The sequence below is a fragment of the Thalassospira sp. ER-Se-21-Dark genome (assembly GCF_017922435.1).
Lineage (GTDB): Bacteria > Pseudomonadota > Alphaproteobacteria > Rhodospirillales > Thalassospiraceae > Thalassospira.
The window spans coordinates 786,166-811,710 of record NZ_VDEZ01000002.1 but is presented as its reverse complement, the minus strand read 5'-3'; the positions used below and the strand labels follow the sequence as shown (position 1 = coordinate 811,710).

Genomic DNA, 25,545 nt, shown 5'->3' with positions numbered 1-25,545 from the left:
GAGTTCTGAGATGGAAGCGATTACGGGTACCAGCATTGGTGTCACAATCGGAATGACCATCATCCTGATGGGGTTCTGCGGTTTTATGACCGGTCAGGCCATCGCAAACACCTGGCGTCCGGCCTGGCAGCTTGTGCCTTATGCACTGCTGCTTGGCTGCGTTGACCGTTTCATGGTTTTTGCCCTGTTTGAAGGTGAGCTTCTTTCACTTTCCGGCTACATTTTTGATACGGTAATCCTGTTTGCAATCACCTTCGCGGCGTTCCGCCTGACGCAGGTGAACAAGATGCTGTCGCAATATCCGTGGCTGTATGAACGGGTTGGTCCGTTTGCGTATCGCGCCCGGGAAGGTGCTGATGTTCGCTGATATTTGCGGGGACGTAATGCGTCCCCGCATGGTTGCCCGATAACGGGCAATCATCTGGTTTGTACTTATGCGCCCCGAATACGGAGCGCTATGGTGCGAGGGAACTGAAACCGGTAATCGGCGATAAACACGGGCCGGTTTCAGATCCAAAAAGATGATTCTGTCATGGTGATGGAATCAACCTTTGGAACAGGGAGACTTCTCTTATGTCGAAAACCAAGCTCGGCCTTCTTGCCACTGCTTCCGCGCTTGTTCTTTCAATGGGTGTAGCAAAAGCTGACATCGTTGTCGCGACCGTTGGTCCGATGACCGGTCCGTATGCTGCATTTGGCGAACAGATGACCCAGGGTGCAGAGAAAGCAGTTGCTGATATCAACGCAGCTGGTGGCGTGAACGGCGAAATGCTCGTCCTCGAAATCGGCGATGACGCTTGCGATCCGAAACAGGCTGTTGCTGTTGCCAACCAGTTGGTTAGCAAAGACGTTGCACTTGTTGCTGGTCACTTCTGCTCTGGTTCCTCGATCCCGGCTTCGGAAGTTTACTTCGAAGAGGGCATCATCCAGATTTCCCCGGCTTCGACCAACCCGCAGCTGACCGAACGTGACATGGACAACGTGTTCCGTGTTTGCGGTCGTGACGATCAGCAGGGTGAAGTTGCTGGTAAATACCTGGCTGCAAACTATGGCGACAAGAAAATCGCCATCGTTCATGACAAACAGGCTTATTCCAAAGGTCTGGCTGACGAAACCAAGAAAAACCTCAATGCGAACGGCGTAACCGAAGCCCTTTACGAAGCAATCACCCCGGCTGAGAAAGACTACTCGGCTCTGGTGACCAAGCTGAAATCCGAAGGCATCGAAGTTCTGTATTATGGTGGTTACCACACCGAACTCGGTCTGATCGTCCGTCAGATGCGCGCACAGGGCATGGACACCATGGTCATGTCTGGTGACGCGATCAACACCCTTGAATATTGGGCAATTACCGGTGATTCCGGCGAAGGCACCATCTTCACCGCATCGCCTGCAATTGAAACCGATCCGCGCAACGCCGACCTCGTCAAATACTTCGACGAAATCGGTTACAAGCCGGAAGGTTACACCCTGTTCACCTATGGTGCGATCCAGGCTTGGGCACAGGCTGCCAACAAAGCTGGTTCGACCGACTTTGAGCCGGTTGTAGATGCCCTGCATTCCGAGAAATTCGACACCGTTCTTGGCGAAATCTCGTTTGACGCCAAAGGCGACGTCGATGCTCCGGGTTACTGGATCTACACCTGGAAAGACGGTCAGTACACCGACGGTGCTATCCAGAATCCTTAAGTCATCTGCAAACGGTCAGTCCGGCCTAGAGCTGGACTGACCCGACTTTTGCAGTCGGATACGAAAAACGCCGCCCTGAATGAGGGCGGCGTTTTTTCGTTCGGTATTTGACTGGGGAAGGCGTTATTTCGCCTTGCGACCCAAACCGATTTTCTTGGCAAACTGCGAACGCTGCTTGGCGTAATTCGGTGCGACCATCGGGTAATCTGCCGGCAGGCCCCATTTCGCACGGTATTCTTCCGGGGTGAGGTTATAGGTCGTGCGCAGGTGACGTTTGAGCATTTTCAGCTTTTTGCCGTCTTCGAGGCAGACAATATAATCATCGCCAATAGATTTTTTGATCGGAACAGCCGGTTTCAACGGTTCCTGTTCCGGTTCTTTTTCAACACCGTGTATATCATCAAGAGAAGCAAAGACAGTCGAAATCAGTTCCGGAATCTGTGCCGCGGCAAGCGCATTGTTGCTGACATAGGCAGATACAATGTCGACGGTCATCTGTAAAAGTTCGTCGCGATCAAGCACGCTGTTCTCGGTTTCAGCCATAATTGAAGTAATCCTTCATTTGATAAATCACATTAAACTTAATGCACTATTCAGTCGGTATAGTCAAACCACAGAAAAACACAAGGTTATTTGTTTAATAGACCCTATTTTGGTTTATCGGGATGTTATATTAAAGTGTATGCTTTGGCGGCAATGATTAAACCCTCTTAAATTTCAGGTCGCACAGGAAATACAACCAAACAGATTGCGCAATAATACTGTTTATATGGCTGGATCGTACTTTACGGCCATGGCGGCATTCTGATACCTGCATGGACCTTGTTGACGGCGTTAAAGCTGACATATGTGTTCAATATACGGAGCGTTTGAACCATAACGGTTTTACTGCGTCAGTTCTGTTTGGAAAACTTGCTGTTTTGCATGAGCTGCGCGTTGGCAGCCCCGACGCTATATGCTACAAGGCGCTCAAATTTTAACTTTTGCTTTTGAATAAAGGCACGCCTATGACCGTCAAAACCCTTGCGATTGCCTCCGACCATGGTGGTGTGGAACTGAAATCAACCATTGCTGAAACCTTGAAAAAGCGCGGGATTGAAGTGCTTGATCTGGGCACAGATGGTTCGGCTTCGGTTGATTACCCGGATTATGCGCAGGCAGTGGCCAAGGCCCTTATCGATGGCAAGGCCGAGGCGGGTATTCTCGTCTGTGGATCTGGCATCGGTATGAGCATGGCAGCCAACCGGTATCCGCAAATCCGCGCTGCGCTGGTTCATGATCGTCTTTCCACGGAACTTTGCCGTCAACATAACAACGCAAATGTTCTTTGCCTTGGTGCCCGCCTGATTGGTGAAGCCACGGCACTTGATTGCGTTGATACCTTCTTGTCGACCGAATTCGAAGGCGGTCGTCACGAAGGTCGCGTCGCAAAAATGTCCTGCTCCGTCTGATTTTCTCGCCATCTGGCATCAACCGGAACGGGCAAGCGGCCCCCCAAGGGTCGCTCCCCGTCACATCGCATCGAAAGAGGCCCCCGCATGTCGTTCAAAGGCTTTTTCACCACCAGCTTGGCCGAAGCTGATCCGGCACTGTACAAATCTGTCACCGACGAACTTGATCGTCAGCAGAACCAGATCGAGATGATTGCTTCGGAAAACATCGTTTCCAAAGCGGTTATCGAGGCACAGGGCACTGTCCTGACCAACAAATACGCCGAAGGTTATCCTTCGCGCCGTTATTACGGTGGTTGTGAATATGTTGACGTTGCCGAACAGCTGGCAATTGACCGCGCCAAGGAAATCTTCGGCTGCGAATTTGTCAACGTTCAGCCCCATTCCGGTGCGCAGGCAAACGGTGCGGTGATGCTGGCCCTTTGCAAGCCGGGCGATACTATTCTCGGTATGTCGCTGGATGCTGGTGGTCACCTGACCCACGGTGCACGTCCGGCACTGTCGGGCAAATGGTTCAACGCGGTTCAGTATGGCGTTCGTGAAGACGACCTGACCCTTGATTACGATCAGGTTGAGGCCCTTGCGGTTGAGCACAAACCGGCGCTGATCATTGCCGGTGGTTCGGCCATTCCGCGTCAGATCGATTTCAAACGTTTCCGCGAAATCGCTGACAAGGTTGGCGCTTTGCTGATGGTTGATATGGCGCACTTTGCAGGCCTCGTTGCCGGTGGCGTTCATCCGAGCCCGCTTCCTTATGCAGATGTCGTAACCACCACCACGCATAAAACCCTTCGCGGTCCGCGTGGCGGCATGATCCTGTCAAACAACCTCGAGATCGGCAAAAAGATCAATTCCGCCGTCTTCCCGGGTCTGCAGGGTGGTCCGCTGATGCATGTGATTGCGGCCAAGGCTGTTGCCTTTGGCGAAGCACTTCGTCCAGAATTCAAGGCATATGCCCAGCAGGTTGTTGATAACGCCAAGGCACTGGCCGAAGTCCTCGTCAAACGTGGCTTTGACATCGTGACCGGTGGTACCGATACGCACCTGATGCTGGTGGATCTGCGTCCGAAGGGCCTGAAAGGCAACACGGCGGAAGTCGCACTGGAACGTGCAGGCATTACGTGCAACAAAAACGGTATTCCGTTTGACACCGAAAAGCCGACGATTACGTCTGGCGTGCGTCTTGGGACGCCGGCTGGTACCACGCGTGGTTTCGGTGTTGCCGAATTCCAGCAGATCGGTGAACTGATCGGTGACGTTCTGGATGCCATGGTCGGCAACCCGGAAGGCAATGCCGAAGTCGAGGCCGCCGTCCGTGCGAAGGTTGAAGACCTCTGCAAGCGTTTCCCGATCTATTCCTGATCGATTTGAGGCTAAGATAAAAATATGCGTTGCCCGTTTTGCGGACATACCGATACCCAGGTTAAGGACTCCCGTCCGACCGAAGAGCATCATGCCATTCGCCGTCGCCGGTTCTGTCCTGCCTGTGGATCGCGCTTCACGACATTCGAACGTGTCCAGTTGCGTGAATTGATGGTTGTGAAGACAGACGGGCAACGCGAATTGTTCGACCGCGACAAGCTGGCGCGGTCGATCTTTCTTGCGTGTCGCAAACGCCCGATCGAAGACGAACGCGTTGAAAAGGCCCTTAATGGCATTCAACGCCGTCTTGAAAGCAGTGGCGAAAGCGATATTTCCACCGATACCATTGGCGAAATGGTGATGGAGGCGCTGAATGCCCTCGATCAGGTGGCCTATGTACGCTACGCTTCGGTGTACAAGAATTTCCGTGAAGCCCGCGATTTCGAACAATTCGTCGAAAAAATGCATGATGGGGAAGAAGAGGCGGACGCAGAGTAATGACAGCCCCCGCGTTTAGCGAAGACGACCGGCATTTCATGCGGGTCGCATTGAGCCTGTCAAAACGCGGTTTGGGAAATGTCTGGCCGAACCCGTCGGTTGGCTGTGTCCTTGTTTCTTCTGATGGCACCATTGTTGGCCGTGGTCGCACACAACCCGGTGGCCGCCCGCATGCCGAACGTGTTGCCCTTGATGTGGCCGGTCCGTTGGCCCGTGGTGCAACTGCCTATGTCACCCTTGAACCGTGTAGCCATGTTGGCAAAACGCCGCCCTGTGCAACCGGCCTGATTGAAGCCGGGGTGTCGCGCGTTGTCAGCGCGCTGACCGATCCGGATCCGCGTGTGTCGGGCAGGGGGCACAAAATGCTGCGTGATGCAGGCATTCAGGTTGATGTCGGGCTGTATGCCGACGGGGCCCGCCGTGTGAATGAAGGTTTCCTGTCCAAGGCCGAGCGTTCCCGTCCGTTTGTCACCCTTAAACTGGCGTCCACCCTTGATGCACGATCTGCGACAGCCGATGGCGAAAGCCAGTGGATTACGGGTGCTAGCGCGCGCGAAGCAGGTCACATGCTGCGCGCCAACCATGACGCCATTCTGGTCGGTGCCAAGACGGTCATCGCCGATGATCCAAGTTTGACCTGTCGCCTTGCCGGGCGGGAGTATCAATCGCCGGTGCGTGTCATTCTGGACCGTGCAGGTGACGTGCCGGTTACTGCCAAGCTTGTCCAGACGGCCGACGATGTTCCGACATGGCTGGTGACAGCCGACAAGAATTTCGCCGAACTATCGGAAAAATTTGAAAAAACTGCGGTAAAAATGATTTCTGCCGGATGCGCGGGCGATCATCTGGACCTACATGATGTCCTGCGTAAGCTGGCAGATGAAGGTCTGACGCGTGTCCTTGTTGAAAGTGGCGGAAATCTTGCCGCTGGTTTGGTCAGGGCCGGTGTTGTCGATCGTATCATTCATTTTGTCGCGCCATCGCTGATCGGTGGTGACGGCAAGGCAATGATTGCGGATCTTGGTTTGAAACAGCTTGCCGACGCACCGCATTTCAAACGTACTTCAGTTCGTGAAGTGGGTGCGGATATTGCGCTAACCTACGATAAAATAACGGAATAAATGAATGTTCACTGGCATCATCACCGATATCGCAACCGTTCGTGCAATCGAGAAAACCGGCGACACCCGGTTTGAGTTCACCACATCGTTTGATACCTCAAAGATCGTTTTGGGGGCATCAATTGCTTGCAATGGGGCCTGCATGACCGTGATCGAAACCGGTGATGACTGGTTTGCCATCGAGGCATCGGCAGAAAGCCTGTCGCGGACAACGCTGGGTGATCTTGTTGTCGGATCCAAAGTCAACCTCGAACAGGCGACGCGTGTCGGCGATGAGTTGGGTGGTCACATCGTATCCGGGCATGTCGACGGGGTCGCAACGCTGACCAAACGCGTACCCGAAGGCGACTCTTTGCGCCTGACATTTGAAGTGCCCGAAGCCTTTGCGAAATATATCGCATCCAAGGGGTCGGTGACACTTGAAGGTGTGTCATTGACCGTCAATGAGGTTGACGGGAACACATTTGGTATCAATCTGATACCGCATACCCAAAACGAAACCACATTGGGTTCAAAGCAGCCGGGCGACCGGATCAACTTTGAAATTGATATGCTGGCACGCTACGTCGCGCGCATGCTGGGCAAGGATTGATCAACAATGCCGCATAATTATCTTTCGCCAATCGAAGACGTCATCGAAGAGGCCCGCAATGGCCGGATGTTCATTCTTGTCGATGACGAGGACCGCGAAAACGAGGGCGATCTGGTTATTCCGGCCCAGATGGCAACGCCCGATGCCATCAACTTCATGGCAACCCATGGTCGCGGCCTGATTTGTCTGACGCTTGAATCTGAGCGTTGCGACGAGCTTGGCCTGACCATGATGAGTGCGCATAACGGTACGCGCCACGAAACAGCCTTTACCGTATCGATCGAAGCCAAGACTGGTGTTACCACCGGTATTTCTGCCCCGGACCGTGCGCGGACTGTGGCCGTCGCAATTGATCCCAATGCCGGTCGCCACGATATCGTGACACCGGGCCATGTATTCCCGCTTCGCGCGCGTCCGGGTGGGGTTTTGGTGCGTGCTGGTCATACGGAGGCGTCGGTTGATATTGCACGCCTTGCGGGCCTGAACCCGTCGGGTGTCATTTGTGAAATCATGAGTGATTCGGGTGAAATGGCGCGTTTGCCTGAACTGGTTGAGTTCGCCAAGAAGCATGATCTTAAGATCGCACAAATTGCCGATCTGATCCGCTATCGCCGCAAGCATGAAAAGGTGGTTCAGCGTAAGGCCACCACCAAGATCAAAAGTGTGAATGGCGGCGAGTTTGACATGCATCTTTATGTCAACAACGTCACCTATGCCGAACATATTGCACTGGTCAAAGGTGATATTTCTGATGATGTGCCGGTTCTGACCCGTGTGCATGCCTTAAATGTGATAGAAGATGTCTTGGGCGATACCCAAACGGGCCATCAGGGCCAACTTTCCGCTGCCATGCGCCAGATCGGCGAGGAGGGGCGTGGTGTAGTTGTCCTGATTCGTGAACCGCGTCCGAACACGCTGTCTGCATCGATTGCCAAACTGATCGAGATGAATGGCGGTGATGGCGATGCCCTGCGTCAGGAACTGGCGAATGAAAACGGTGATGGCGATTTGCGCGACTATGGTGTCGGTGCGCAAATCTTGCATGATCTTGGCATTCGCGACATGATTCTGCTTTCAAATACCAAACGCCACATTGTAGGACTTGACGGCTTCGGTCTAAATCTGGTTGATCAGCGTCCGCTTGTCGTCTCGGAGGAATAAAATCATGAGCAACGCCCCCCACATTCTGATTGTGGATGCGCCGTATTACACGCATATCGTCGAAGATCTTGTCAAAGGGGCGGCTTCGACGCTGCAAGCTGGTGGCGCGACATGGGACCGTATTTCGGTCGCGGGTGCGTTTGAAGTGCCGATTACCATCCGTTATGCTGTGCAGTCGATGGAAGAACTGGCTACCGGTCCGCGCTATGACGGTTATCTTGCGCTGGGGTGTGTTATTCGTGGCGAAACCACGCATTACGATCACATTTGCGAAGAAGCCAACCGTGCGCTGATGCAGCTTTGCCTTGACTACAACCTGGCAATTGGCAATGGCATCCTGACTGTCGAGAACGAGGCGCAGGCACTTGCACGGGCCAAGGCTGACGAAAAGAACAAGGGTGGCGAGGCTGCCAAAGCTGTTCTGCGTCAGATTGAAGTTCAAAACCACTTTGGAATACATCACAAGTAATGACCGAGAAATCAAAGGCATCAGCCGCACAACGGCGCAGCGCGGCGCGTTTCGCCGCTATTCAGGCGCTTTACCAGGCAGAGCTTTCGCAGCTGCCTGCCGCTGATATCGTGCGCGAATATTCCGACTTCCGCCTTGATGGTGCGGGTGGTCGCGATCTTGATGTGCCAAACGAAGATCTGATCGATCCGGATCGCGGCTTTTTCGCCGATCTGGTTCAGGGGGTTGCCGCGCGCATGGTCGATCTTGATGCGCTGATCAATGGTGCGCTTGAAAAGGGCTGGACCACGCAGCGTCTTGAGACGGTTCTGCGCAGTATCTTGCGTGCGGGCACGTATGAACTGATCGCACGTGAAGACGTGCCGATGCGGGTCGTCATCACGGAATATGTCGACGCAGCACATTCGTTCTTTGACGAGAACGAACCGAAGCTGGTCAATGCCGTGCTGGACCGTATCGGGAAAACCTTGCGTCCCGGTGAAGCCGGACAGAATTGATATGGCAGCGCGATCCGGCGAATTTGAACTGATCGCGCGCCATTTTGCGCCCATCGCGCAAAGTGATCCGGCCGCATTGTCTTTGAAGGATGATGCGGCCGTATTTTCACCACCCGCCGGGCACGAGGTTGTTGTCACAACCGATGCGCTGGTGGCTGATATCCATTTCCGAAGCATTGATGAACCGGAACTGGTCGCGAAGAAAGTTCTGCGGGTGAACCTGTCGGACTTGGCGGCCATGGGCGCCCGACCGGGCGGCGTCGTCTTGAGTTCGGGTTATAATCGCGATCTGTCTGATGACTGGGTTGCAAGGTTTGCCAAGGGTTTTGGCGAAGATTGTGCGGCTTATGATGTTTCCCTTTGGGGCGGAGATACGGTTGCAACGCCGGGACCGACATTCTTCAGTCTGACGGCATTTGGCTATGTTCCAACGGGCAGGGCCCTTCGGCGTGATCTGGCAAAGCCGGGGGATGTTTTGGCCGTCACCGGAACGTTGGGTGATGCGGCCTTGGGGCTGGCAGCGCTGAACGGCGAATTTCCCGATCTTGACCCGGATTTGGCCGCGTTCCTGAAAGACCGTTATTGGTTGCCGCAGCCGCGAATGACCGAAAGTGCGGCCTGTATCGCATCGAAACGACGCCTGGCTGCCATGGATATTTCCGACGGGCTTGCAGGGGATTGCCGCAAGATTTGTTCTGCTTCGGGTGTCGGTCTTTTGATCAACCGCGATGCTGTTCCGTTATCCAAGGCAGCGCGCGCTGTGCTGGATGGAGATGAAGACCAGTGGTCGCGCATTCTTGCGGGCGGTGATGATTACGAACTTCTGATTGTGGGCGCACCCGACGATGTTGCTGCCCTTGGCGATGCTTTCACCGTCATCGGCGGGGTGACGGATGAGGTTGGTATTGTATCACTGATCGGGACGGATGGAAAAATGGCCGAACTCGCAGATGGCGGGTTCGACCATTTTAAATAACGATAGATCTCTATATCGGCTCAGGCGGCTTATTTCTGCTCGCTGAAGCGACCCAGGTTGCCAAAGAGCTGCTGCAGGATGGTGATTTCACGACCAGCAGTTGGTGTAACGCGGTCCGTCGGGATAACCGGCTTGCCGTCTTCGAGGTCATATTCACTCAGGATTTCGACGCGGTTGGCCGCATCGAAGCTAATCAGAATGACTTTCTGCTGGACGGTTTCGGGTTCGAAGAACGCAACGGTCTCGGTCACACTGGAAATATAAAGCCAGACATTTTCGTCAAAGGCGGCAACCGATGATGGCGATCCCAGAATATTGGTGACATCACCCTTGGTCGATTCTCCGACAGAGATCTGTTCAAGCTGTTCTGGGTCCGGCGCGTGGCCGCGGGTCGCAATTCTGGGGCTGCAGGCAGCGACAAAGGCAATAGCCAGCCCTGCCAGCATGATCAGGGGAATGCGGGTAGTTTTGTTATCCATGAAGCTCACCTGAGCGACCCTCTTCTTGAAGCGAAACCGGAATTGCCTTGAGTTTCTGCGCGAGGCGCATGATATTGCCGGGCAATGCATGGGGCAGACATGCCCCAAAGAGATTTACGGCATTCTGCGTGCCACGACAGGAATGTCAACGAAGGAGTGTTACTGTTGTTTGGATGGCTTAAGAAAAAAGACCGCAAGCAAACTGCTGCGTTCGAGCTTTACACGGCAATGGTAACCCAGGCGCGCCAACCGGACTTCTACGCAAAGCTTGGCGTTCCCGATAAGATGGAAGGGCGCTTTGACCTTATTCTCGTTCATGCGTTCATCCTGTTTCGGCGTTTGAAGGCCGATGATGGTGACCGTGATCTCGCACAGCGCATCTTTGATGTGATGTTTTCTGATCTTGATCAGAACATGCGTGAAATGGGGATCGGCGATGTCGGTATCCTGAAACGGATCCGAAAGATGTCTGAATCCTATCATGGGCGCATTGTTGCCTATGAAGAAGGTGTTCAGTCTGGCGCAGCCGAGCTTGCCGCCGCACTGGACCGCAATCTTTACGCTGACTGTAATGTCAGCAATGAACAACTTATGGCGATGGTCGGCTATATCCACGACGCGCTGGCCAGCCTTGAAAATCAACCCATTTTGCAAATGCAGAACGGCGCGGTTCATTTTCCCGATGTCCCGGCTGTTGCTGTATCTGACTCGCACGAGAAAGAACGACCTGATGCCTGATAATTTTACCCCCGAGTTTTCCCGTATTGTCAAAACCGACGAAATGGTTAAAGGCAAAGAGAAACTTGTTATTGAAGCCAACGAACAGGAACGTGCCGAACTGGCCAAACGGTTCGAGCTGGTTTCGATTGATAGCCTGCGCGCCGAGCTCGAAGTTAAAACCGCGTCAAACGGCGAAGTTACCGTGCGTGGGCCGATGAGTGCCGAAATCGTTCAGCGCTGTGTCGCCACACTCGAGCCCGTGCCGGAAACCGTTGAAGATACGGTCGAGGTTCTTTTCTCACCGCATGTTTCCGAAGAAGACATGCCGTCAAACCCGGACGACCTTGAAAATCTGTCAGAAGCCGAATTGATGGCGCTGCTTGAACAGCCCGAGCCGCTTGTCGATGGCATGATTGATCTGGGCGAGGTTGTGGCACAGTTCCTTGCCGTTGCGATGGACCCGTATCCGCGCAAGGATGATGCAGAACTGCCGGACTCGATCCAGACCGAAGAAGAGGCCGACGCCGACAAACCCAACCCGTTTGCGCAGCTTGCAGGCCTTAAAGAACAGCTTGAAAAGAAAAAATAGTGGTCATCCGGGCGGGAACGTCTGATGATTAGGCTTGTTGAATATGCCGGTATTTACCGGCATTTCACGTTTTGACTGCACTATGATCGCGTTCACGCTGTTATGGTGTGGGCAGCCGGAATGTGCTTTACCTTGTATCTGGTGGAGAATTCCGGTAATTACGGGCGTTCCGGCCCATTGATGACAAGCTTTGCCTATTGGCTTGCCTGCCGGATATCCGGTTCAGAGATTTTAGAACAACCATAAGAGAATACGTTGCCTGAACAGGTTTGCATATCACTTGACGCGATGGGAGGAGACCACGCGCCTGAGATGGTTTTGGCTGGTGCCGAAATTGCGCTCAAGCGTTTGCCCCATCTCAAGTTTCTGATGTTTGGTGATGAAGCGAAACTCAAACCGCTTTTGGCCAAATATCCAACACTGGAAGCTGTCAGCGACATCCGCCACGCTTCGCAGGAAGTCATGATGGAAGACAAACCTTCCGTCGCGCTTCGCCAGCGCCGTGATTCCAGCATGCGTCTTGCCATCAACGCCGTCAAAGAGGGCGACGCTCAGGGTGTTGTGTCTGCCGGGAATACCGGTGCGCTGATGGCGATGGCCAAGTTCGTTTTGAAAACTGTCCGCGGCATCGATCGCCCGGCAATCGCCACCTATATGCCGACACAGCGCGGCGAGACGGTGATGCTTGACCTTGGCGCAAACATCGAATGTGACGAACACAACCTTGTACAGTTTGCCCTGATGGGTGAAGTGTTCACACGGATCCTGTTTGGCCTTGAAAAACCGTCTGTCGGTTTGCTCAACGTTGGTATCGAAGAACTCAAGGGGAATGAGTCGGTCAAGAAAGCCGCGGCGATTTTGCGCGACATTGATCTGCCGATCCGTTTTGAGGGCTTTGTTGAAGGGGATGACCTGGCCAAGGGTACGGTCGATGTGATCGTGACTGACGGGTTTACCGGCAACGTTGCGCTGAAAACTGCAGAAGGTACTGCGCGTCTGCTGGTGCATTTCCTGCGCGAAACGTTCAAAAGTTCGTTCTTTGCCAAGATCGGTTATCTTCTTGCCCGTCGTTCGCTTCAGCGTTTCCGTGATCGCATGGATCCGCGCCGTTATAACGGGGCCATGTTGCTTGGCCTTAATGGTATTGCGGTCAAAAGCCATGGCGGCACCGACGCGCTTGGATTTTCCAACGCTATCGGGGTTTGCCACGATCTGATCGTGAACAACCTCAATGACAGCATCAAGCACGAGCTTGCACTATTTGAAGAGGCCATGAGCGGTCTTGAAAATGCGGAGCAAGAAGACGTTGCCGTTCCTGTTGGTCAAGCCAACTGATTAACCCACCAGAAAAACAGAAAACCGGCGGTCCCCAAATCATGACAACTCGTTCTCGCATTATTGGTTGCGGTTCATATTTGCCTGCAAACGTTGTAACCAATGATGATCTGGCCAAGCGCGTTGACACGTCAGATGAATGGATTGTTGCCCGCACGGGCATTCGTCAGCGCCACATCGCAGCCGAAGGTGAAACCACCAGTGATCTTGCCTTTGCTGCTGCCAAAAGCGCGATGGAACATGCCGGTGTCACATCTGATGACATCGATCTGATCATTGTTGCGACCGCGACCCCGGACAACACATTCCCGGCAACAGCCACCAAGGTGCAAAATCGCCTTGGGGTCAAAGGGTTCGCCTTTGACGTGCAGGCAGTTTGCTCTGGCTTTATCTATGCGCTGACGACGGCGGATATGTATATCCGTAACGGTCAGGCCAAAACCGCGCTTGTCATTGGTGCAGAAACCTTTTCGCGTATCCTTGATTGGGAAGACCGCCGGACCTGCGTGCTGTTTGGTGATGGTGCGGGGGCTGTCGTCGTGCAGGCCGTTGAAGGCACGGGCACGATTGAAGACGTGGGTATTCTTGCCAACCGTCTGCATTCCGATGGCAGCAAGTATGAACTTCTTTATGTTGATGGCGGGCCATCTGCGACGCAGACCGTCGGGCATTTGCGTATGGAAGGTCAGGAAGTCTTCCGTCATGCTGTGACCAACCTTGCCAGCGTTATCCGCGAAGTTCTGGCCGATACCGGCCTGGAACCGGGCGATATTGACTGGCTGGTGCCGCATCAGGCCAACCAGCGCATTCTCGATAGTACGGCGCGCAAGTTTGGTATTTCCAAGGATAAGGTGGTTGTGACGGTTGATCGTCACGCCAACACGTCTGCGGCGTCAATTCCATTGGCACTGGCCGAGGCGGTCCATGACGGACGTGTCAAACGCGGTGATATTGTCGTGCTGGAAGCCATGGGCGGCGGTTTTACCTGGGGCGCATCACTAATGCGTTGGTAAAGTCGGACCATTTGTGCGGAATGACACAAATTCACGTGAAATTCTTATTTTTCACAACATTCCGTCAAAAAGCATTGTATCCTGTTGATATTGAGTGATTTCGCTACCAGATATAGCCTTGTAAATTAAGTCCCGTAATTAGGAGGCGGCCTGTCATGTCGGAAACAACGATTACCCGTGCGGATCTCGCGGAAGCCGTTTATCAGGAAGTTGGTCTGTCGCGGAATGAATCCGCCCAGCTGCTTGAAACTGTTCTCGATGAAATTTCATCGGCACTGATCAAGGACGAAGTTGTAAAAATTTCCTCTTTCGGAAGTTTCTCTGTTCGTCAGAAAGGTCAGCGTATCGGACGAAACCCGAAAACGGGTGAAGAAGTACCGATCCTTCCGCGTAAGGTGCTTGTCTTCCGGCCTTCACAGGTCCTGAAAGCCCGAATTAACGCTTAAGAAAAAGAAGTCATGAAAACGAACTTGGGGGCTGCGGCGGGAACTTCCCGCCGGACAGCAAAGTCTGACTCTGCTTTTCGCACAATTAGCGAGGCTGCAAAGGAGCTTGGTCTTCAGCAGCACGTCCTGCGGTTCTGGGAATCCAAGTTTCCCCAGATCCAGCCGATGAAACGGGCAGGGGGCAGACGTTATTATCGTCCAGAAGATATTGATTTCCTTGCCCATATTCGCACGCTGCTGCACGATCAGGGCTTTACGATCAAGGGGGTGCAAAAGCTCCTTGATCAGAACAAGGGCAAGTTGCCATCGGAAATCGCTGTAACCGGCCAGGACGCAGAGACGGGCGCATCGGATATGGCGCCTGGATCCACTGTGTCTGGAATGACCAGTGTCTCCGGTCCGGACAAAACAGCGCTGAAAGCTGTTTTGGGCGAACTCGAAGAACTTCAGGCGATCCTGCGCACAGGCCTGCAGGACGTTAAAAAAAATCCATAAAAACCATTTGCGTCTTTGGCGTGGCGCCGCTATTTATCGAGCCGCGCCAAACGGCGCAACTCTACGGTCGGAGCGTGGCGCAGCCTGGTAGCGCACCTGCATGGGGTGCAGGGGGTCGGAGGTTCGAATCCTCTCGCTCCGACCAATTATCTCCCCTTTGATATTATTGCGAAATTTCGCGTCTTGGGATGTTACGGCATCAGGCGCGCAAGCACTTTTAGTTCCTTGCCATCATCAGACATCCTGAACAGAATGATTTCACCGGACCGCGGGAAAATGTCGGTCAGGGCGGTGATGTTCACCTGATGGGTCACCAGTAACAGCTTTTCATCACCGGGAAGGCTGGCAAGCTTTGCTTTGATTTCGGCGGTCTGTTCGGATTCTGTGCTGCGATTGCGGAAAAAGGAATTCAGTGCGGGCTCCTCAGTCACCGGGCCAAGATCAAGCAACCGTGCGGTATCAACGCATCGGCACCACTGGCTTGTCAGGATTGAGGTTAATTCAATCCCCATTGCGCGGATGCGATCGCCTGTTTGACGTGCTTGTTGGCGGCCGGTGTCGTCCAGATTGCGCTGTGTCGTGCAATCGCCAAGGGTGAAGTTTGCCGGATCACCAGTGCCCGGCGCAATGGCATGGCGCATCAGGGCATGAACACCGTCAGACTGCCAGATCTGCCATGCTTCGTCGGAGGCGGTAGCCGCGTGCGGAAGGCATAGAAAAGCACCCAGAACGGTGACGACGCGGAACATAGTTCGCAGCGATATCGGCATGATCTTTACCCATCTGTTGCCATCAGAAAGATGAGTCTGATACCCGCAATCGTCGGGATCGGATCAGATCGGTCAGGATTTTGCGGGTTTGGCAGGCCAAGGGTATGGGGAGCGTGCGTTAATTGCCTGCGCTGGCGACCCGACGCCCTTCGTCAGTCAGCTTGCAGATCAGCCAATCGGGTTTGACAGGGTTGTCAAACCACGGTGCCGCCCAGCCATGATCAATACAGCTTCGAACCGTTTTTTCGCTGATCTGTTTGCCATTGCCGTCAAAAAGCGGCAATTTGCCACCGGGCTGGCTGAGACCACGGCGCAGCCATTCAAGCTGCACATCGGTCGGTTTCGAATGTTTTTTCCCCGCCATCGGTACTCCTCGCACCGTTATGATATGATTGGTGATACAAACATCGGATGTTAGGTCCTGACCCTGATCAGTGTGACGGATTATCAACCATGGAGCAATCGCAATGACGCCAGAAGAGTTCCAACCAAGTGAGATGTCATTTCTGTATGTTACGGTGCCTGACATGGATATGGCGCGTGTGATTGCGGGTGGTGCTATTCGCGAAAAACTGGCGGCCTGTGCCAATGTCTTGCCTCATATGACGGCGATCTACGAATGGGATGGCGATGTCGAGGAAGAAACCGAGGTGGTGGTTATTCTGAAAACGTCAAAAACCAAGGCGCTCGAATTGGCGCAATGGGTCGAAGATCACCACCCTTATGAGGTCCCCTGTATTCTTGAGCTCCCGTTGGGGCGAGGCAATCATGATTATGTTTCATGGCTGCAAACCCAGTTGGGATCCGGATCACGGCTGATGTGATTGCATCTGGTGGGTATGCCCCCTAGGATGGCGCAAATTTATTCCATGGGATGATACGAGTTAATGAACCAGCTTACCAAAATGGCCCTCGAAATGGGGCCGTTGGTCCTGTTTTTTGCGGTGAATGCAACGACCAACCTGATGACAGCAACGGCAGTGTTTGTCGCCGCCACCGTCGTCGCACTTGCGACGTCATACGCGCTGGCGCGAACCATCCCGGTGATGCCGCTGATCGGTGGGGTGTTTGTCATCGTGTTTGGCGGCCTGACGCTGTATCTCGATGATGAATTGTTCATCAAGATCAAGCCGACCATTGTGAACTTGCTGTTTGCCAGCATCCTGTTTGGCGGACTGGCAGCAAGGAAACTGTTCCTGAAGCTGGTTTTGGAAAGTGCGTTCAAGGCAACCGATGAAGGTTGGCGCATTTTGACCTGGCGTTGGGCGTTCTTCTTTGTGTTTCTGGCCGTGGTCAACGAAATCGTCTGGCGCAATTTCTCGACCGATACCTGGGTGGCCTTCAAGGTCTGGGGCATTATGCCGATCACCATGGTGTTTGGCATGGCGCAGGTGCCGGTGCTGATGAAACACCAGTTGCCAGAAGAAGAGGGCGACAAGGCAGCGTCCTAAGTTTCTGATGCGCGCATATATCCTTGAAATGCAAAAGGGCAGGATTTTGATCCTGCCCTTTGTTTTGTTGGTCTTCTCGGTTGATCAGTTGATCGGAAGGGCAACACTGACGGCCGCCTGAGCCGCAATGCCTTCTTCGCGCCCGGTAAAGCCAAGTCGTTCGGTCGTCGTGGCCTTGACGTTGACGCGGTCTACATCAATTCCCAGAATTTCTGCGACTTTTTGACGCATGGCAGGGGTGTGTGGCCCGATTTTCGGACGTTCACAGATGAGCGTCACGTCGACATTCACAATCCGCCCGCCACGCTTGCGCACAAGGTCTGCCGCGTGTCTGAGGAAGATGTCAGACGCCGCACCTTTCCATTGCATGTCGCTTGGCGGGAAGTGTTGGCCAATGTCGCCAGCACCAATCGCCCCCAAAATGGCATCGGTCAGGGTATGCAGGCCGACATCGGCATCGGAATGGCCTTCAAGGCGCGCGCTGTGCGGGACTTTTACGCCGCAAAGGATGCAATGATCCCCCGGCGCGAAGCGGTGAACGTCAAATCCGGTGCCAGCCCGATATTCTTCTTGCGACATGTGCGCTGTTTCCTTGTCTGTCGTATTTGCCCAGCTTTGCGCCCGGCCAAAATCATCCCGATGGGTGATCTTGTCATTGTTGGTGGTGCCGGCAACGCAGATCACATCAAGCCCGATGGCCTCAAGCAGAGCTGCATCGTCGGTAAATTCCTGGCCTTCGAATTTCTGATGCGCATCGAAAATCGTTTTGAAATCAAACCCCTGTGGGGTCTGCGCACGTTGCAGGGTTTCGCGTGCAATCGTTTTGGTGATGACGCCATCGCGATCTGCCTGTTTGATGGTATCCGCCACAGGCAGGGTGGGTATCGCCCCTGGATGGGTGCGAAGTGCTGTCATAACCCGATCAATCACGTCATCGGATATTCCCGGGCGTGCTGCGTCGTGGATCAGAACGATATCCGGTCCCTTGGACTCAAGGGCGCGCAATCCGTTCAGAACCGATTGCTGTCGGGTGTCACCACCTGGCACCGGCGCGGGGAGCAATCCGGTTTCATTCAAGGTCGCTGTTGCGCTTTCATACCAGTCCTGATGGGCGGGATTATAGACCACCTGAATAAGGTCGGGATCGGTATGTCGTGCAAAGCATTCGATGCAATGTGCAAGAATGCTTTTGCCGCCAAGCATGTGATATTGTTTTGGTATCGGGTCGCCAAATCTGCTACCGCTGCCGGCAGCGACGATGACAACGCCTGTTTTTTGGGTCATAAACATAAAGCCATGGCTTGTCGTGAGTGCGCCGCAGGCTATCTTTCTGCGGAGGTTTTGCCAAGTCGGCAAATGCAATATCGGGGTCGCGATTGATCCCGGAGACTGAAACGGGTTTCAAGATGCTTGCAGCATATATCCATATCCTTGCCCTGTTGCCCCTGACCGGACAGATCATGCGCCCTGAACCACGGCGTGATATCTGGCTTTATGCATCCATTTGTCTGGCGGCTGTAGGCACGATGGTGTTGCTGGGAGTTGCCGGCGAGGAAGTTCAGTCGCGTGGCTTTGCCGCAGCCCTGCATTGGTCGGAACTGACTGTGATCCTGATCTTTGGTGGTCTGGTAATTTGCAAAGGCCCGCATCAGGTCTGGCGATTGGCCGGGTATATTGGCGGTTATCTGCTTCTTTTCGCGGTTTTGGCGGCGGTCTTCCGGGTATTTGGCAACAACGTTGCTGAAACCGTGGATGGGCCGGCACTTTATTCAGGTTGGCTTTGGGCGCATATCGGCAGTTCACTGATCACCTATGCGCTTGTGACTTTGGCTGCGATTGCGGCGATGGCTTATGTCGTTCAGGAATATGCCCTGAAAAAACGCAAGCCGACCCGCTGGAGCCGACGTCTGCCGCCGCTGCGCGACAGTGAATACATGTTGGTCGGGTTTTTGAAATGGTCGGCCTGGATCCTGATCATCGGGATCATTTCGGGCTTTGCGCTTCGATATGTTGAAGGCCAGAGCCTGTGGGAAATCGACCACAAGATGCTTCTGACCTTGCTGGGTTTTGCGACCATTTGTGTGCTGATCTTTATCCATGAACGCTCTACCTTGCGTGGGCGCATGGCCGTACGCTTTGTTCTTGGCGCCTGGTTGCTTCTGACCTTGGCGTTTCCGGGCGTTCGGTTGGTAACCGGATATATCATCGGCTAGTCCGGAAACAGTGCGACCAGATAGCCCTGCCGGATTGTGGCTTGCTCAATTTTTACGATCATCCTTTTGATGTATGCATAATTGCTAGTCATTATTCAGGGACGGGCGCGCATTCCTGATCGGATGGTTAGTCCCGGCAATGTTGAACTTTCGTCGGATTTTCCTAGAATTTTCAGGTTTGAAACAACGATAATTGCATCAACAGGCTGAGAGTTGTTGCATGTCGTGGCCAGTTTTATTAATCTGCCCAAGTTTTAGGCAATTGGAATTCCTTCATGTCATTGCAGATCGGTTCTGTACATGTGCCAGAGAATGTTGTGCTGGCACCGATGTCAGGTGTGACTGACCTTCCGTTTCGGCAACAGGTCCGCCAATTTGGCGGACATCTTGTTGTGTCCGAAATGATTGCGTCGGATGCTATGACCCGCATCCAGCGGCATGAAAAAGAAGTCCGCAAAATGAACGGCGACTGTGCCGCCGAAAGCCCGCTTTCAGTTCAGCTTGCCGGCACCGAACCCGAAGAAATGGCCGAGGCCGCCAGGATGAACGAAGCCCGCGGGGCGATGATCATCGATATCAATATGGGGTGCCCGGCCAAGAAGGTGACCAAGGGCTATGCCGGCTCGGCACTCATGCGTGATGAAAAGCTGGCTGCCGATATCATCAAGGCGACGGTGGATGCGGTGTCGGTTCCGGTGACGTTGAAAATGCGTCTTGGCTGGGATGATGATAACCGTAATGCTCCGAAGCTTGCCCACATTGCCGAGGATCTGGGTATTGCGATGCTGACCATTCATGGGCGCACGCGCTGCCAGTTCTATAAGGGTGATGCCGACTGGGATGCGATTGCACTGGTCAAGGAAGCGGTTTCCATCCCGGTTCTTGGCAACGGTGATGTAAACACCGAAGAAGATGCCAAGGAACTGCTTGAACGATCGGGTGCAGACGGGGTCATGATCGGACGTGGGGCACAGGGGCGTCCCTGGTTCCTTGCACAGGTGTCACACTATCTTGCGACGGGGAAAAAGCTTCCGGCGCCAACACTTGAAGTTCAGCTCCAGACCATTCTGCGTCACTATGATGCGATGATTGATCATCATGGCCGTCAGGGTGTGCGCATCGCGCGCAAACATCTGGCATGGTATTGCAACAGCCTGAGAAATGCGACGGAATTTCGTCGCGTTGTCAATGTGTTGGATGATCCAGCCGAAGTCAAAAATCAAATCCGGTCGTTCTATGAACCGTTGATCGAAAACGAAATCAAACTGGATCAGGCAGCCGCCTGATTACCTCATAACAATAATATGGCGACGGTCAAAAACTGTTGTCGGGGAAGATATGCATGAGACTGGGATTTGGAAAAGGCAATGGGGTCGACCCGACCGGTGTTCTGAACGCGATTGCGAGTGCTGTTGTCGTGGCCAACCGGGATGGCAAAATCAAGTTTGTCAATCAGGCCACTGAGCAACTGTTTAACACCAGTGCCGCCGTGTTGTGCCGCAGTGACCTGACGGATTTCATCCCACAGGACAGCCCGGTGTTTTCCCTGATCAGACAGGCCGTTGATGAGGCAACTTTGGTTGCAGATCATAATCTTCTGATCGAAAGCCCTAAAATTGGCAAGCACACCGTTAACCTTACCGTCGGGTCCATGCCCGATGACAGCGATTGTGCGGTTTTGACCTTTGAGCCGCGGTCGATTGCGCAAAAGATCGACAACCAGTTGCTGAGTCGAAATTCTGCACGCTCTGTCAGTGCCATGGCGGCCATTCTGGCGCATGAAATCAAGAACCCGCTTTCAGGTATTCGTGGTGCCGCGCAATTGCTTGAGCAAACCAGCAACGAAGATGATCGCGTGCTGACGCGCCTTATTTGTGATGAAGCCGACCGTATTGTTGAGCTTGTTGACCGGATGGAGATTTTCTCTGACAAGCCGCTGGAGCGTGGGGCTGTCAATATCCATACGGTTCTTGAGCATGTGCGTCGTCTGGCGGAAAACGGCTTTGCCAAGAACCTGACTTTCGAAGAAATCTACGATCCGTCCTTGCCGCCGGTATTTGGCAATCGGGATCAGCTTGTTCAGGTGTTTTTGAACCTGATCAAGAATGCCGGTGAGGCAGTCGATCCCAAGGATGGTGTTATTACCATTTCGACCCGCTATCAGCATGGGATCCGCCTTGCCGTGGCCGGTGGTGACGCACGTGTTCACCTGCCGCTGGTGGTGTCGGTACGCGATAACGGGCCGGGTATTCCGCAAGACATGCGTGAAAGCCTGTTTGACCCGTTTGTGACGACAAAACCGACCGGATCAGGACTTGGCCTTGCGCTGGTTGCGAAAATTATCAATGACCATGGCGGTGTGATTGAAGTGAAAGATGTGCCCGGGGGAGGTGCAGAGTTTCAAATCATGCTGCCAATTTACAATCGGGCATTGGCCGAGGGGGCCGCTGATCCGATCATAATCAATAACAGGGAAGAAACCGCATGAGTACGAGCCCTGCGAGAATTCTGGTTGCCGACGATGATCGGGCCATTCGCACTGTCCTGACGCAGGCATTGTCGCGTCAGGGACACGAAGTCCGCAGTACTGGCCATGGCCGCACACTTTGGGACTGGATCGCCGATGGGGATGGCGATCTGGTAATTACCGATGTGATGATGCCTGACGAGAACGGGTTGGATATGGTGCCGCGCATTCGCAAGCTGCGCCCGGACCTTCGCGTTATTGTCATGAGTGCTCAGAATACGCTGATGACGGCGGTGAAGGCCGCCCAGCGCGGCGCGTTTGAATATCTTCCAAAACCGTTTGATCTTAATGAGTTGATGGGGATTGTTGATCGCGCACTTGAGACGCCGCAGGCCAATGAAACCGGTAAGTCCGAGGATGAGGAGGGCGATGATCGCCTGCCACTGATCGGCCGTTCGCCGGCGATGCAGGAAATTTATCGTGCGCTGGCGCGTTTGATGAATACCGACCTGACGGTGATGGTGACCGGTGAAAGCGGTACCGGCAAGGAACTGGTTGCGCGCGCACTGCATGAATATGGTGGACGCCGTCATGGTCCGTTTGTTGCCATCAACATGGCCGCCATTCCGCGCGAATTGATCGAAAGCGAACTGTTCGGCCACGAAAAAGGTGCCTTCACCGGTGCAAATGAACGCAAGGTCGGCCGGTTTGAACAGGCCGAGGGCGGCACGCTGTTTCTTGATGAAATCGGCGACATGCCGCTTGAAGCCCAGACCCGCTTGCTGCGTGTTTTACAGGAAGGTGAGTACACCCGCGTTGGTGGGCGCACGCCCATTCGGGTCAATGTGCGCATTGTTGCTGCCACGCACCGTGATTTGCGCAAGCTGATCCGTGAAGGCACGTTCCGTGAAGATTTGTTCTATCGCCTGAATGTCGTGCCGATCCGTCTGCCGTCGCTGCGTGAACGGCTCGAAGACATTCCGGAACTGGTCAATCACTTCCTGATGCAGGCCAGCGAAGAAGGTCTTCCGCGCAAGACGCTGTCGTCCGAGGCCATGGCGCGCCTAAAAGCGCACCGCTGGCCGGGCAACATCCGCGAACTTGAAAACATGGTGCGTCGCCTGACGGCACTTTATTCGCATGATGTCATCGGTGTCGATGTCATCGAGACCGAGTTTTCCGAGAACAATATCAGCGAAGCCGCACCGACTGCGGAACCACAGTCACTTTCAGAATCCATTGAACGCCATGTTCGCGAATATTTTGATGCCCATGATGACGATCTGCCTGCGAACGGTCTTTATGATCGCATTTTGCGGGAAATGGAGCGTCCGCTTTTGAACGTGACACTTGAAGCAACACGGGGCAATCAGGTCAAGGCCGCAGAGGTTCTTGGCCTTAACCGCAATACGCTGCGCAAGAAAATCCGTGATCTTGGACTGGAAGTCGTCAGGGGCACGAAATGAATAATACCGACCGTTCGATCTCCAACCGGTTCTTGCGGTCGGGCTTTGTACGGTTTCTGGGGCGGCTGGGACAGTCACGGCGTTTTGCGTTTGGATTGGTTACGGCTGCCCTTGTTTCGGTAACGGCGACCTATCTGGCGATGACCGGGACGGCGCCATTTCGGCCTGACCCGCGCCTGATTTTGTTACTGCTAAACATCGACCTTGTCTTGGTGTTGCTATTAGCGACGCTCGTGGCGCGCAAGCTTGTCCAGATCTGGGTGGAACGTCGGCGCGGGGTTGCCGGGGCGAAGCTTCATACCCGTATGGTTCTGATGTTCTCGCTGGTGGCGGTGACACCAGCGATTGTGGTTGCAATATTCTCGGCACTTTTCCTGCATTTCGGTATTCAGGGCTGGTTTAGCGACCGCATCAGAACGGCCGTTGAAGAAAGTATGGTGATTGCCGATGCCTATTTGCGCGAACACCAGGAACTGATCCGCGCGGATGCCTTGGCAACCACCAGTGACTTGCAGCGTTTCGGGGTCAATTTTTCGACCAGTCCGGACCGCATTTCGAACTTTCTGACTGACCAGGCGCTGGCGCGCGGGTTGCCGGAAGTGATGATGGTCGACGGATCCGGTCAGATTATCGCCCAATCCGAATACAGTTTCTCCTACGATGCCAATCAGGTTTCGGTGCCACCGGAAGTCTTTGACGAAGCACGGCAGAAAGACGTCGTGCTAATGATCGGTTCAAGCGATAACCGCATCCGCGCAATCGCCAAGATCCCAAGCTTTATTGATGCTTTCTTGCTGGTTGGTCGGTTTGTCGATCCCAATGTTCTGGATCGCATCGACAAGGCACGGCGTGCTGTTGACGCCTATGAAAGCCTTGAAGGTGAACGTTCGGGGATTGTGATTACCTTTGTCATGATCTTCGTTCTGATCTCCGTGGTGCTGCTTTTGGCGGCTGTGACGTTGGGGCTTATGGTGGCAACCCGTTTGGTCCAGCCTGTGTCGCAGTTGATTACTGGCGCGGAACGCGTGCGCGACGGAGATTTGTCTTTCCGTGTGCCGCTTGACGGGCAGGGGGATGAGCTTGAGGCGCTTAGTCGTGCGTTTAACCGCATGACAGCCCAGCTTGAAACCCAGCGAAATGAACTGATTGCGGCCAACCGGCTGAATGATGAACGGCGGCGCTTTACCGAGGCGATCCTGGGCGGGGTTACCGCCGGTGTGATTGGCCTTGATCCGGCACGCAAGATTGATCTTCCAAACCGCAGTGCATCGGATCTTCTTGGTGTCGATCTTGAGGATTACCTGGCACAGGAACTGACCGACGTTATTCCGGAGTTTCAGCCGCTGTTTGACGATTTTGCCCGCGACGGGGATCGCAGCAAGCCACGCCAGATCGAAATCCGGCGTGATGGGGTTAACCTGACACTGATGGCGCGTGTGACCGCGGAATGGGCCGATGATGGCACGGTGTTTGGCTATGTCGTGACATTTGATGATGTCACCGAACTACAGACCGCACAGCGTATGGCGGCCTGGGCTGATGTCGCGCGCCGTATCGCTCATGAAATCAAAAACCCGCTGACACCGATCCAGCTTTCAGCAGAACGTTTGAAGCGCCGCTATCTGAAACAAATCACCGACGATCAGGAAGTATTTACGACCTGTACCGATACGATTATCCGACAGGTGTCCGATATCGGGCGGATGGTCGACGAGTTTTCCAGCTTTGCCCGCATGCCATCGCCAACCATGCGATTGGAAAATATTGGTGAGCTGGTGAAAAGTGCGGTCTTCCTGCAAAAACAGGCACACAGCAATATCACTTATGATTTTGATCGCAGTGGCATCGAAGATCTGCAAATTTCATGTGATGCGCATCAGGTCAATCAATGCCTGACCAATACGCTCAAGAACGCGGCAGAGGCGATTGAAGGCCGTGAAAAGCCCGAAGAAGGTGAACTGCCACCTGGCAAGATCGAGATTTCAGTCGCGGTGTCGCCCGATAATCAACGTGTTTTCGTTGCTGTGTCGGATAACGGCAAAGGTCTTCCGGCAGAACATCGCGAACGTCTGACCGAGCCCTATGTCACGACCCGATCAAAGGGAACCGGGCTTGGATTGGCGATCGTAAAGAAAATCATGGAAGACCATGGTGGAGAGCTTATACTCTCCGACGGCGTTGAAAGCGGAGCTACGATTACGCTATCTTTCCCAAAGGTTGTAGAAGCCGAAATTGATAGTGTGGCTTCGGACGCACATTCCTCAGGCAATTGATTTAGTTGTCAA

General features: G+C 53.9%; 29 protein-coding genes and 1 tRNA gene. 25 read left to right on the top strand and 5 right to left on the bottom strand.

Annotated features, from left to right (window positions below; genetic code table 11):
• Positions 1-10 precede the first annotated feature (10 nt).
• Complete coding sequence (locus FHI25_RS11465) at positions 11-367, top strand: DUF6867 family protein (RefSeq protein ID WP_008891114.1); 357 nt, start codon at positions 11-13, stop codon at positions 365-367.
• Between the two features lie 206 nt (positions 368-573).
• Positions 574-1,689: a branched-chain amino acid ABC transporter substrate-binding protein gene (locus FHI25_RS11460; RefSeq protein WP_008891113.1), complete on the top strand. Its 1,116-nt coding sequence runs from the start codon at positions 574-576 to the stop codon at positions 1,687-1,689.
• A 123-nt stretch (positions 1,690-1,812) separates the two neighbouring features.
• Here the strand turns inward: FHI25_RS11460 and FHI25_RS11455 are convergent, their stop codons facing one another.
• Positions 1,813-2,232: a MucR family transcriptional regulator gene (locus FHI25_RS11455; protein ID WP_008891112.1), complete on the bottom strand. Its 420-nt coding sequence runs from the start codon at positions 2,230-2,232 to the stop codon at positions 1,813-1,815.
• A gap of 464 nt (positions 2,233-2,696) precedes the next feature.
• Here FHI25_RS11455 and rpiB point away from each other — a divergent pair, with 464 nt between their 5' ends.
• The 9 genes from rpiB (at position 2,697) to thiL (ending at position 9,816) form a co-directional block, all read left to right on the top strand.
• Positions 2,697-3,140: a ribose 5-phosphate isomerase B gene (gene rpiB / locus FHI25_RS11450; RefSeq protein WP_008891111.1), complete on the top strand. Its 444-nt coding sequence runs from the start codon at positions 2,697-2,699 to the stop codon at positions 3,138-3,140.
• Positions 3,141-3,227: 87 nt separating this feature from the next.
• A complete protein-coding gene (gene glyA / locus FHI25_RS11445; protein ID WP_210517920.1) occupies positions 3,228-4,502 on the top strand; it encodes a serine hydroxymethyltransferase in 1,275 nt (424 codons plus the stop codon).
• 24 nt (positions 4,503-4,526) lie between these two features.
• Positions 4,527-5,000: a transcriptional regulator NrdR gene (gene nrdR / locus FHI25_RS11440; protein ID WP_008891109.1), complete on the top strand. Its 474-nt coding sequence runs from the start codon at positions 4,527-4,529 to the stop codon at positions 4,998-5,000.
• The gene (gene ribD, locus FHI25_RS11435) at positions 5,000-6,121 is read left to right on the top strand and encodes a bifunctional diaminohydroxyphosphoribosylaminopyrimidine deaminase/5-amino-6-(5-phosphoribosylamino)uracil reductase RibD (protein ID WP_210517917.1); all 1,122 of its coding nucleotides are present in this window, start codon (positions 5,000-5,002) and stop codon (positions 6,119-6,121) included. Before nrdR ends, ribD begins: the two co-directional genes overlap by 1 nt.
• A gap of 4 nt (positions 6,122-6,125) precedes the next feature.
• Positions 6,126-6,713 (top strand): riboflavin synthase, encoded by a 588-nt coding sequence (locus FHI25_RS11430; protein WP_064781434.1) that lies wholly within the window; start codon positions 6,126-6,128, stop codon positions 6,711-6,713.
• Positions 6,714-6,719: 6 nt separating this feature from the next.
• Positions 6,720-7,874, top strand: coding sequence for a 3,4-dihydroxy-2-butanone-4-phosphate synthase (gene ribB, locus FHI25_RS11425; RefSeq protein WP_210517915.1), 1,155 nt, complete (start codon positions 6,720-6,722; stop codon positions 7,872-7,874).
• 4 nt (positions 7,875-7,878) lie between these two features.
• Positions 7,879-8,343: a 6,7-dimethyl-8-ribityllumazine synthase gene (ribH, locus tag FHI25_RS11420; RefSeq protein WP_008891105.1), complete on the top strand. Its 465-nt coding sequence runs from the start codon at positions 7,879-7,881 to the stop codon at positions 8,341-8,343.
• Positions 8,343-8,840, top strand: coding sequence for a transcription antitermination factor NusB (gene nusB, locus FHI25_RS11415; protein ID WP_008891104.1), 498 nt, complete (start codon positions 8,343-8,345; stop codon positions 8,838-8,840). Before ribH ends, nusB begins: the two co-directional genes overlap by 1 nt.
• Before the next feature lies 1 nt (position 8,841).
• Positions 8,842-9,816, top strand: coding sequence for a thiamine-phosphate kinase (gene thiL / locus FHI25_RS11410; RefSeq protein ID WP_210517912.1), 975 nt, complete (start codon positions 8,842-8,844; stop codon positions 9,814-9,816).
• Positions 9,817-9,845: 29 nt separating this feature from the next.
• Here the strand turns inward: thiL and bamE are convergent, their stop codons facing one another.
• Positions 9,846-10,295, bottom strand: a complete 450-nt coding sequence (bamE, locus tag FHI25_RS11405) for an outer membrane protein assembly factor BamE (RefSeq protein WP_008891102.1) — start codon at positions 10,293-10,295, stop codon at positions 9,846-9,848.
• 165 nt (positions 10,296-10,460) lie between these two features.
• On the opposite strand from bamE, the gene FHI25_RS11400 reads away from it, so the two are divergent.
• The 7 genes from FHI25_RS11400 (at position 10,461) to FHI25_RS11370 (ending at position 15,038) form a co-directional block, all read left to right on the top strand.
• Positions 10,461-11,033 (top strand): ubiquinol-cytochrome C chaperone family protein, encoded by a 573-nt coding sequence (locus tag FHI25_RS11400; protein ID WP_210517910.1) that lies wholly within the window; start codon positions 10,461-10,463, stop codon positions 11,031-11,033.
• On the top strand, positions 11,026-11,604 hold the full coding sequence (locus tag FHI25_RS11395; protein WP_210517907.1) for a YceD family protein: 579 nt from the start codon (positions 11,026-11,028) through the stop codon (positions 11,602-11,604). The genes FHI25_RS11400 and FHI25_RS11395 overlap by 8 nt, the downstream gene beginning before the upstream one ends.
• Positions 11,605-11,859: 255 nt before the next feature.
• Positions 11,860-12,939 carry a phosphate acyltransferase PlsX gene (gene plsX, locus FHI25_RS11390; RefSeq protein WP_063089467.1) on the top strand — a complete coding sequence of 360 codons (1,080 nt, stop codon included), beginning with the start codon at positions 11,860-11,862 and terminating at the stop codon, positions 12,937-12,939.
• Between the two features lie 41 nt (positions 12,940-12,980).
• Complete coding sequence (locus tag FHI25_RS11385; protein WP_063089468.1) at positions 12,981-13,952, top strand: beta-ketoacyl-ACP synthase III; 972 nt, start codon at positions 12,981-12,983, stop codon at positions 13,950-13,952.
• Positions 13,953-14,107: 155 nt separating this feature from the next.
• Positions 14,108-14,398 carry an integration host factor subunit alpha gene (locus FHI25_RS11380; RefSeq protein WP_008891097.1) on the top strand — a complete coding sequence of 97 codons (291 nt, stop codon included), beginning with the start codon at positions 14,108-14,110 and terminating at the stop codon, positions 14,396-14,398.
• Between the two features lie 12 nt (positions 14,399-14,410).
• Positions 14,411-14,893, top strand: a complete 483-nt coding sequence (locus FHI25_RS11375) for a MerR family transcriptional regulator (RefSeq protein WP_064781428.1) — start codon at positions 14,411-14,413, stop codon at positions 14,891-14,893.
• Between the two features lie 68 nt (positions 14,894-14,961).
• Positions 14,962-15,038 (top strand) — tRNA-Pro (locus FHI25_RS11370).
• A gap of 46 nt (positions 15,039-15,084) precedes the next feature.
• On the opposite strand, the gene FHI25_RS11365 is transcribed toward FHI25_RS11370, so the two are convergent.
• Together FHI25_RS11365 and FHI25_RS11360 are read right to left on the bottom strand one after the other, a co-directional pair.
• Entirely contained in the window at positions 15,085-15,663 is a 579-nt protein-coding gene (locus FHI25_RS11365; protein WP_210517904.1) for a histidine phosphatase family protein, read from the bottom strand.
• A gap of 118 nt (positions 15,664-15,781) precedes the next feature.
• A complete protein-coding gene (locus tag FHI25_RS11360) occupies positions 15,782-16,027 on the bottom strand; it encodes a hypothetical protein (RefSeq protein ID WP_063089473.1) in 246 nt (81 codons plus the stop codon).
• A 103-nt stretch (positions 16,028-16,130) separates the two neighbouring features.
• On the opposite strand from FHI25_RS11360, the gene cutA reads away from it, so the two are divergent.
• Together cutA and FHI25_RS11350 are read left to right on the top strand one after the other, a co-directional pair.
• A complete protein-coding gene (gene cutA, locus FHI25_RS11355) occupies positions 16,131-16,487 on the top strand; it encodes a divalent-cation tolerance protein CutA (protein WP_008891093.1) in 357 nt (118 codons plus the stop codon).
• 63 nt (positions 16,488-16,550) lie between these two features.
• Positions 16,551-17,114 (top strand): septation protein A, encoded by a 564-nt coding sequence (locus FHI25_RS11350; RefSeq protein WP_120226037.1) that lies wholly within the window; start codon positions 16,551-16,553, stop codon positions 17,112-17,114.
• A gap of 84 nt (positions 17,115-17,198) precedes the next feature.
• On the opposite strand, the gene FHI25_RS11345 is transcribed toward FHI25_RS11350, so the two are convergent.
• Positions 17,199-18,404 carry a bifunctional 2-C-methyl-D-erythritol 4-phosphate cytidylyltransferase/2-C-methyl-D-erythritol 2,4-cyclodiphosphate synthase gene (locus FHI25_RS11345; protein WP_210517901.1) on the bottom strand — a complete coding sequence of 402 codons (1,206 nt, stop codon included), beginning with the start codon at positions 18,402-18,404 and terminating at the stop codon, positions 17,199-17,201.
• Between the two features lie 116 nt (positions 18,405-18,520).
• On the opposite strand from FHI25_RS11345, the gene ccsA reads away from it, so the two are divergent.
• The 5 genes from ccsA to FHI25_RS11320 all read left to right on the top strand — a co-directional run bounded on the left by ccsA (position 18,521) and on the right by FHI25_RS11320 (position 25,533).
• Positions 18,521-19,327, top strand: coding sequence for a cytochrome c biogenesis protein CcsA (ccsA, locus tag FHI25_RS11340; protein ID WP_210517898.1), 807 nt, complete (start codon positions 18,521-18,523; stop codon positions 19,325-19,327).
• Positions 19,328-19,602: 275 nt separating this feature from the next.
• Positions 19,603-20,613 (top strand): tRNA dihydrouridine synthase DusB, encoded by a 1,011-nt coding sequence (dusB, locus tag FHI25_RS11335; RefSeq protein ID WP_210517888.1) that lies wholly within the window; start codon positions 19,603-19,605, stop codon positions 20,611-20,613.
• 56 nt (positions 20,614-20,669) lie between these two features.
• Complete coding sequence (locus FHI25_RS11330) at positions 20,670-21,815, top strand: ATP-binding protein (protein ID WP_008891088.1); 1,146 nt, start codon at positions 20,670-20,672, stop codon at positions 21,813-21,815.
• Positions 21,812-23,260 carry a nitrogen regulation protein NR(I) gene (gene ntrC / locus FHI25_RS11325; RefSeq protein WP_008891087.1) on the top strand — a complete coding sequence of 483 codons (1,449 nt, stop codon included), beginning with the start codon at positions 21,812-21,814 and terminating at the stop codon, positions 23,258-23,260. The genes FHI25_RS11330 and ntrC overlap by 4 nt, the downstream gene beginning before the upstream one ends.
• The gene (locus tag FHI25_RS11320) at positions 23,257-25,533 is read left to right on the top strand and encodes a PAS domain-containing sensor histidine kinase (protein ID WP_210517886.1); all 2,277 of its coding nucleotides are present in this window, start codon (positions 23,257-23,259) and stop codon (positions 25,531-25,533) included. Before ntrC ends, FHI25_RS11320 begins: the two co-directional genes overlap by 4 nt.
• Positions 25,534-25,545 lie beyond the last annotated feature (12 nt).

What these genes read in the sequence shown, in the direction of transcription:
- FHI25_RS11465 (WP_008891114.1), top strand. Translation starts at nt 11, where the DNA reads ATGGAAGCGATTACGGGTACCAGCATTGGTGTCACAATCGGAATGACC.
- FHI25_RS11460 (WP_008891113.1), top strand. Translation starts at nt 574, where the DNA reads ATGTCGAAAACCAAGCTCGGCCTTCTTGCCACTGCTTCCGCGCTTGTT.
- FHI25_RS11455 (WP_008891112.1), bottom strand. Translation starts at nt 2,232, where the DNA reads ATGGCTGAAACCGAGAACAGCGTGCTTGATCGCGACGAACTTTTACAG.
- rpiB (WP_008891111.1), top strand. Translation starts at nt 2,697, where the DNA reads ATGACCGTCAAAACCCTTGCGATTGCCTCCGACCATGGTGGTGTGGAA.
- glyA (WP_210517920.1), top strand. Translation starts at nt 3,228, where the DNA reads ATGTCGTTCAAAGGCTTTTTCACCACCAGCTTGGCCGAAGCTGATCCG.
- nrdR (WP_008891109.1), top strand. Translation starts at nt 4,527, where the DNA reads ATGCGTTGCCCGTTTTGCGGACATACCGATACCCAGGTTAAGGACTCC.
- ribD (WP_210517917.1), top strand. Translation starts at nt 5,000, where the DNA reads ATGACAGCCCCCGCGTTTAGCGAAGACGACCGGCATTTCATGCGGGTC.
- FHI25_RS11430 (WP_064781434.1), top strand. Translation starts at nt 6,126, where the DNA reads ATGTTCACTGGCATCATCACCGATATCGCAACCGTTCGTGCAATCGAG.
- ribB (WP_210517915.1), top strand. Translation starts at nt 6,720, where the DNA reads ATGCCGCATAATTATCTTTCGCCAATCGAAGACGTCATCGAAGAGGCC.
- ribH (WP_008891105.1), top strand. Translation starts at nt 7,879, where the DNA reads ATGAGCAACGCCCCCCACATTCTGATTGTGGATGCGCCGTATTACACG.
- nusB (WP_008891104.1), top strand. Translation starts at nt 8,343, where the DNA reads ATGACCGAGAAATCAAAGGCATCAGCCGCACAACGGCGCAGCGCGGCG.
- thiL (WP_210517912.1), top strand. Translation starts at nt 8,842, where the DNA reads ATGGCAGCGCGATCCGGCGAATTTGAACTGATCGCGCGCCATTTTGCG.
- bamE (WP_008891102.1), bottom strand. Translation starts at nt 10,295, where the DNA reads ATGGATAACAAAACTACCCGCATTCCCCTGATCATGCTGGCAGGGCTG.
- FHI25_RS11395 (WP_210517907.1), top strand. Translation starts at nt 11,026, where the DNA reads ATGCCTGATAATTTTACCCCCGAGTTTTCCCGTATTGTCAAAACCGAC.
- FHI25_RS11385 (WP_063089468.1), top strand. Translation starts at nt 12,981, where the DNA reads ATGACAACTCGTTCTCGCATTATTGGTTGCGGTTCATATTTGCCTGCA.
- FHI25_RS11380 (WP_008891097.1), top strand. Translation starts at nt 14,108, where the DNA reads ATGTCGGAAACAACGATTACCCGTGCGGATCTCGCGGAAGCCGTTTAT.
- FHI25_RS11375 (WP_064781428.1), top strand. Translation starts at nt 14,411, where the DNA reads ATGAAAACGAACTTGGGGGCTGCGGCGGGAACTTCCCGCCGGACAGCA.
- FHI25_RS11365 (WP_210517904.1), bottom strand. Translation starts at nt 15,663, where the DNA reads ATGCCGATATCGCTGCGAACTATGTTCCGCGTCGTCACCGTTCTGGGT.
- FHI25_RS11360 (WP_063089473.1), bottom strand. Translation starts at nt 16,027, where the DNA reads ATGGCGGGGAAAAAACATTCGAAACCGACCGATGTGCAGCTTGAATGG.
- cutA (WP_008891093.1), top strand. Translation starts at nt 16,131, where the DNA reads ATGACGCCAGAAGAGTTCCAACCAAGTGAGATGTCATTTCTGTATGTT.
- FHI25_RS11350 (WP_120226037.1), top strand. Translation starts at nt 16,551, where the DNA reads ATGAACCAGCTTACCAAAATGGCCCTCGAAATGGGGCCGTTGGTCCTG.
- FHI25_RS11345 (WP_210517901.1), bottom strand. Translation starts at nt 18,404, where the DNA reads ATGTTTATGACCCAAAAAACAGGCGTTGTCATCGTCGCTGCCGGCAGC.
- ccsA (WP_210517898.1), top strand. Translation starts at nt 18,521, where the DNA reads ATGCTTGCAGCATATATCCATATCCTTGCCCTGTTGCCCCTGACCGGA.
- dusB (WP_210517888.1), top strand. Translation starts at nt 19,603, where the DNA reads ATGTCATTGCAGATCGGTTCTGTACATGTGCCAGAGAATGTTGTGCTG.
- FHI25_RS11330 (WP_008891088.1), top strand. Translation starts at nt 20,670, where the DNA reads ATGAGACTGGGATTTGGAAAAGGCAATGGGGTCGACCCGACCGGTGTT.
- ntrC (WP_008891087.1), top strand. Translation starts at nt 21,812, where the DNA reads ATGAGTACGAGCCCTGCGAGAATTCTGGTTGCCGACGATGATCGGGCC.
- FHI25_RS11320 (WP_210517886.1), top strand. Translation starts at nt 23,257, where the DNA reads ATGAATAATACCGACCGTTCGATCTCCAACCGGTTCTTGCGGTCGGGC.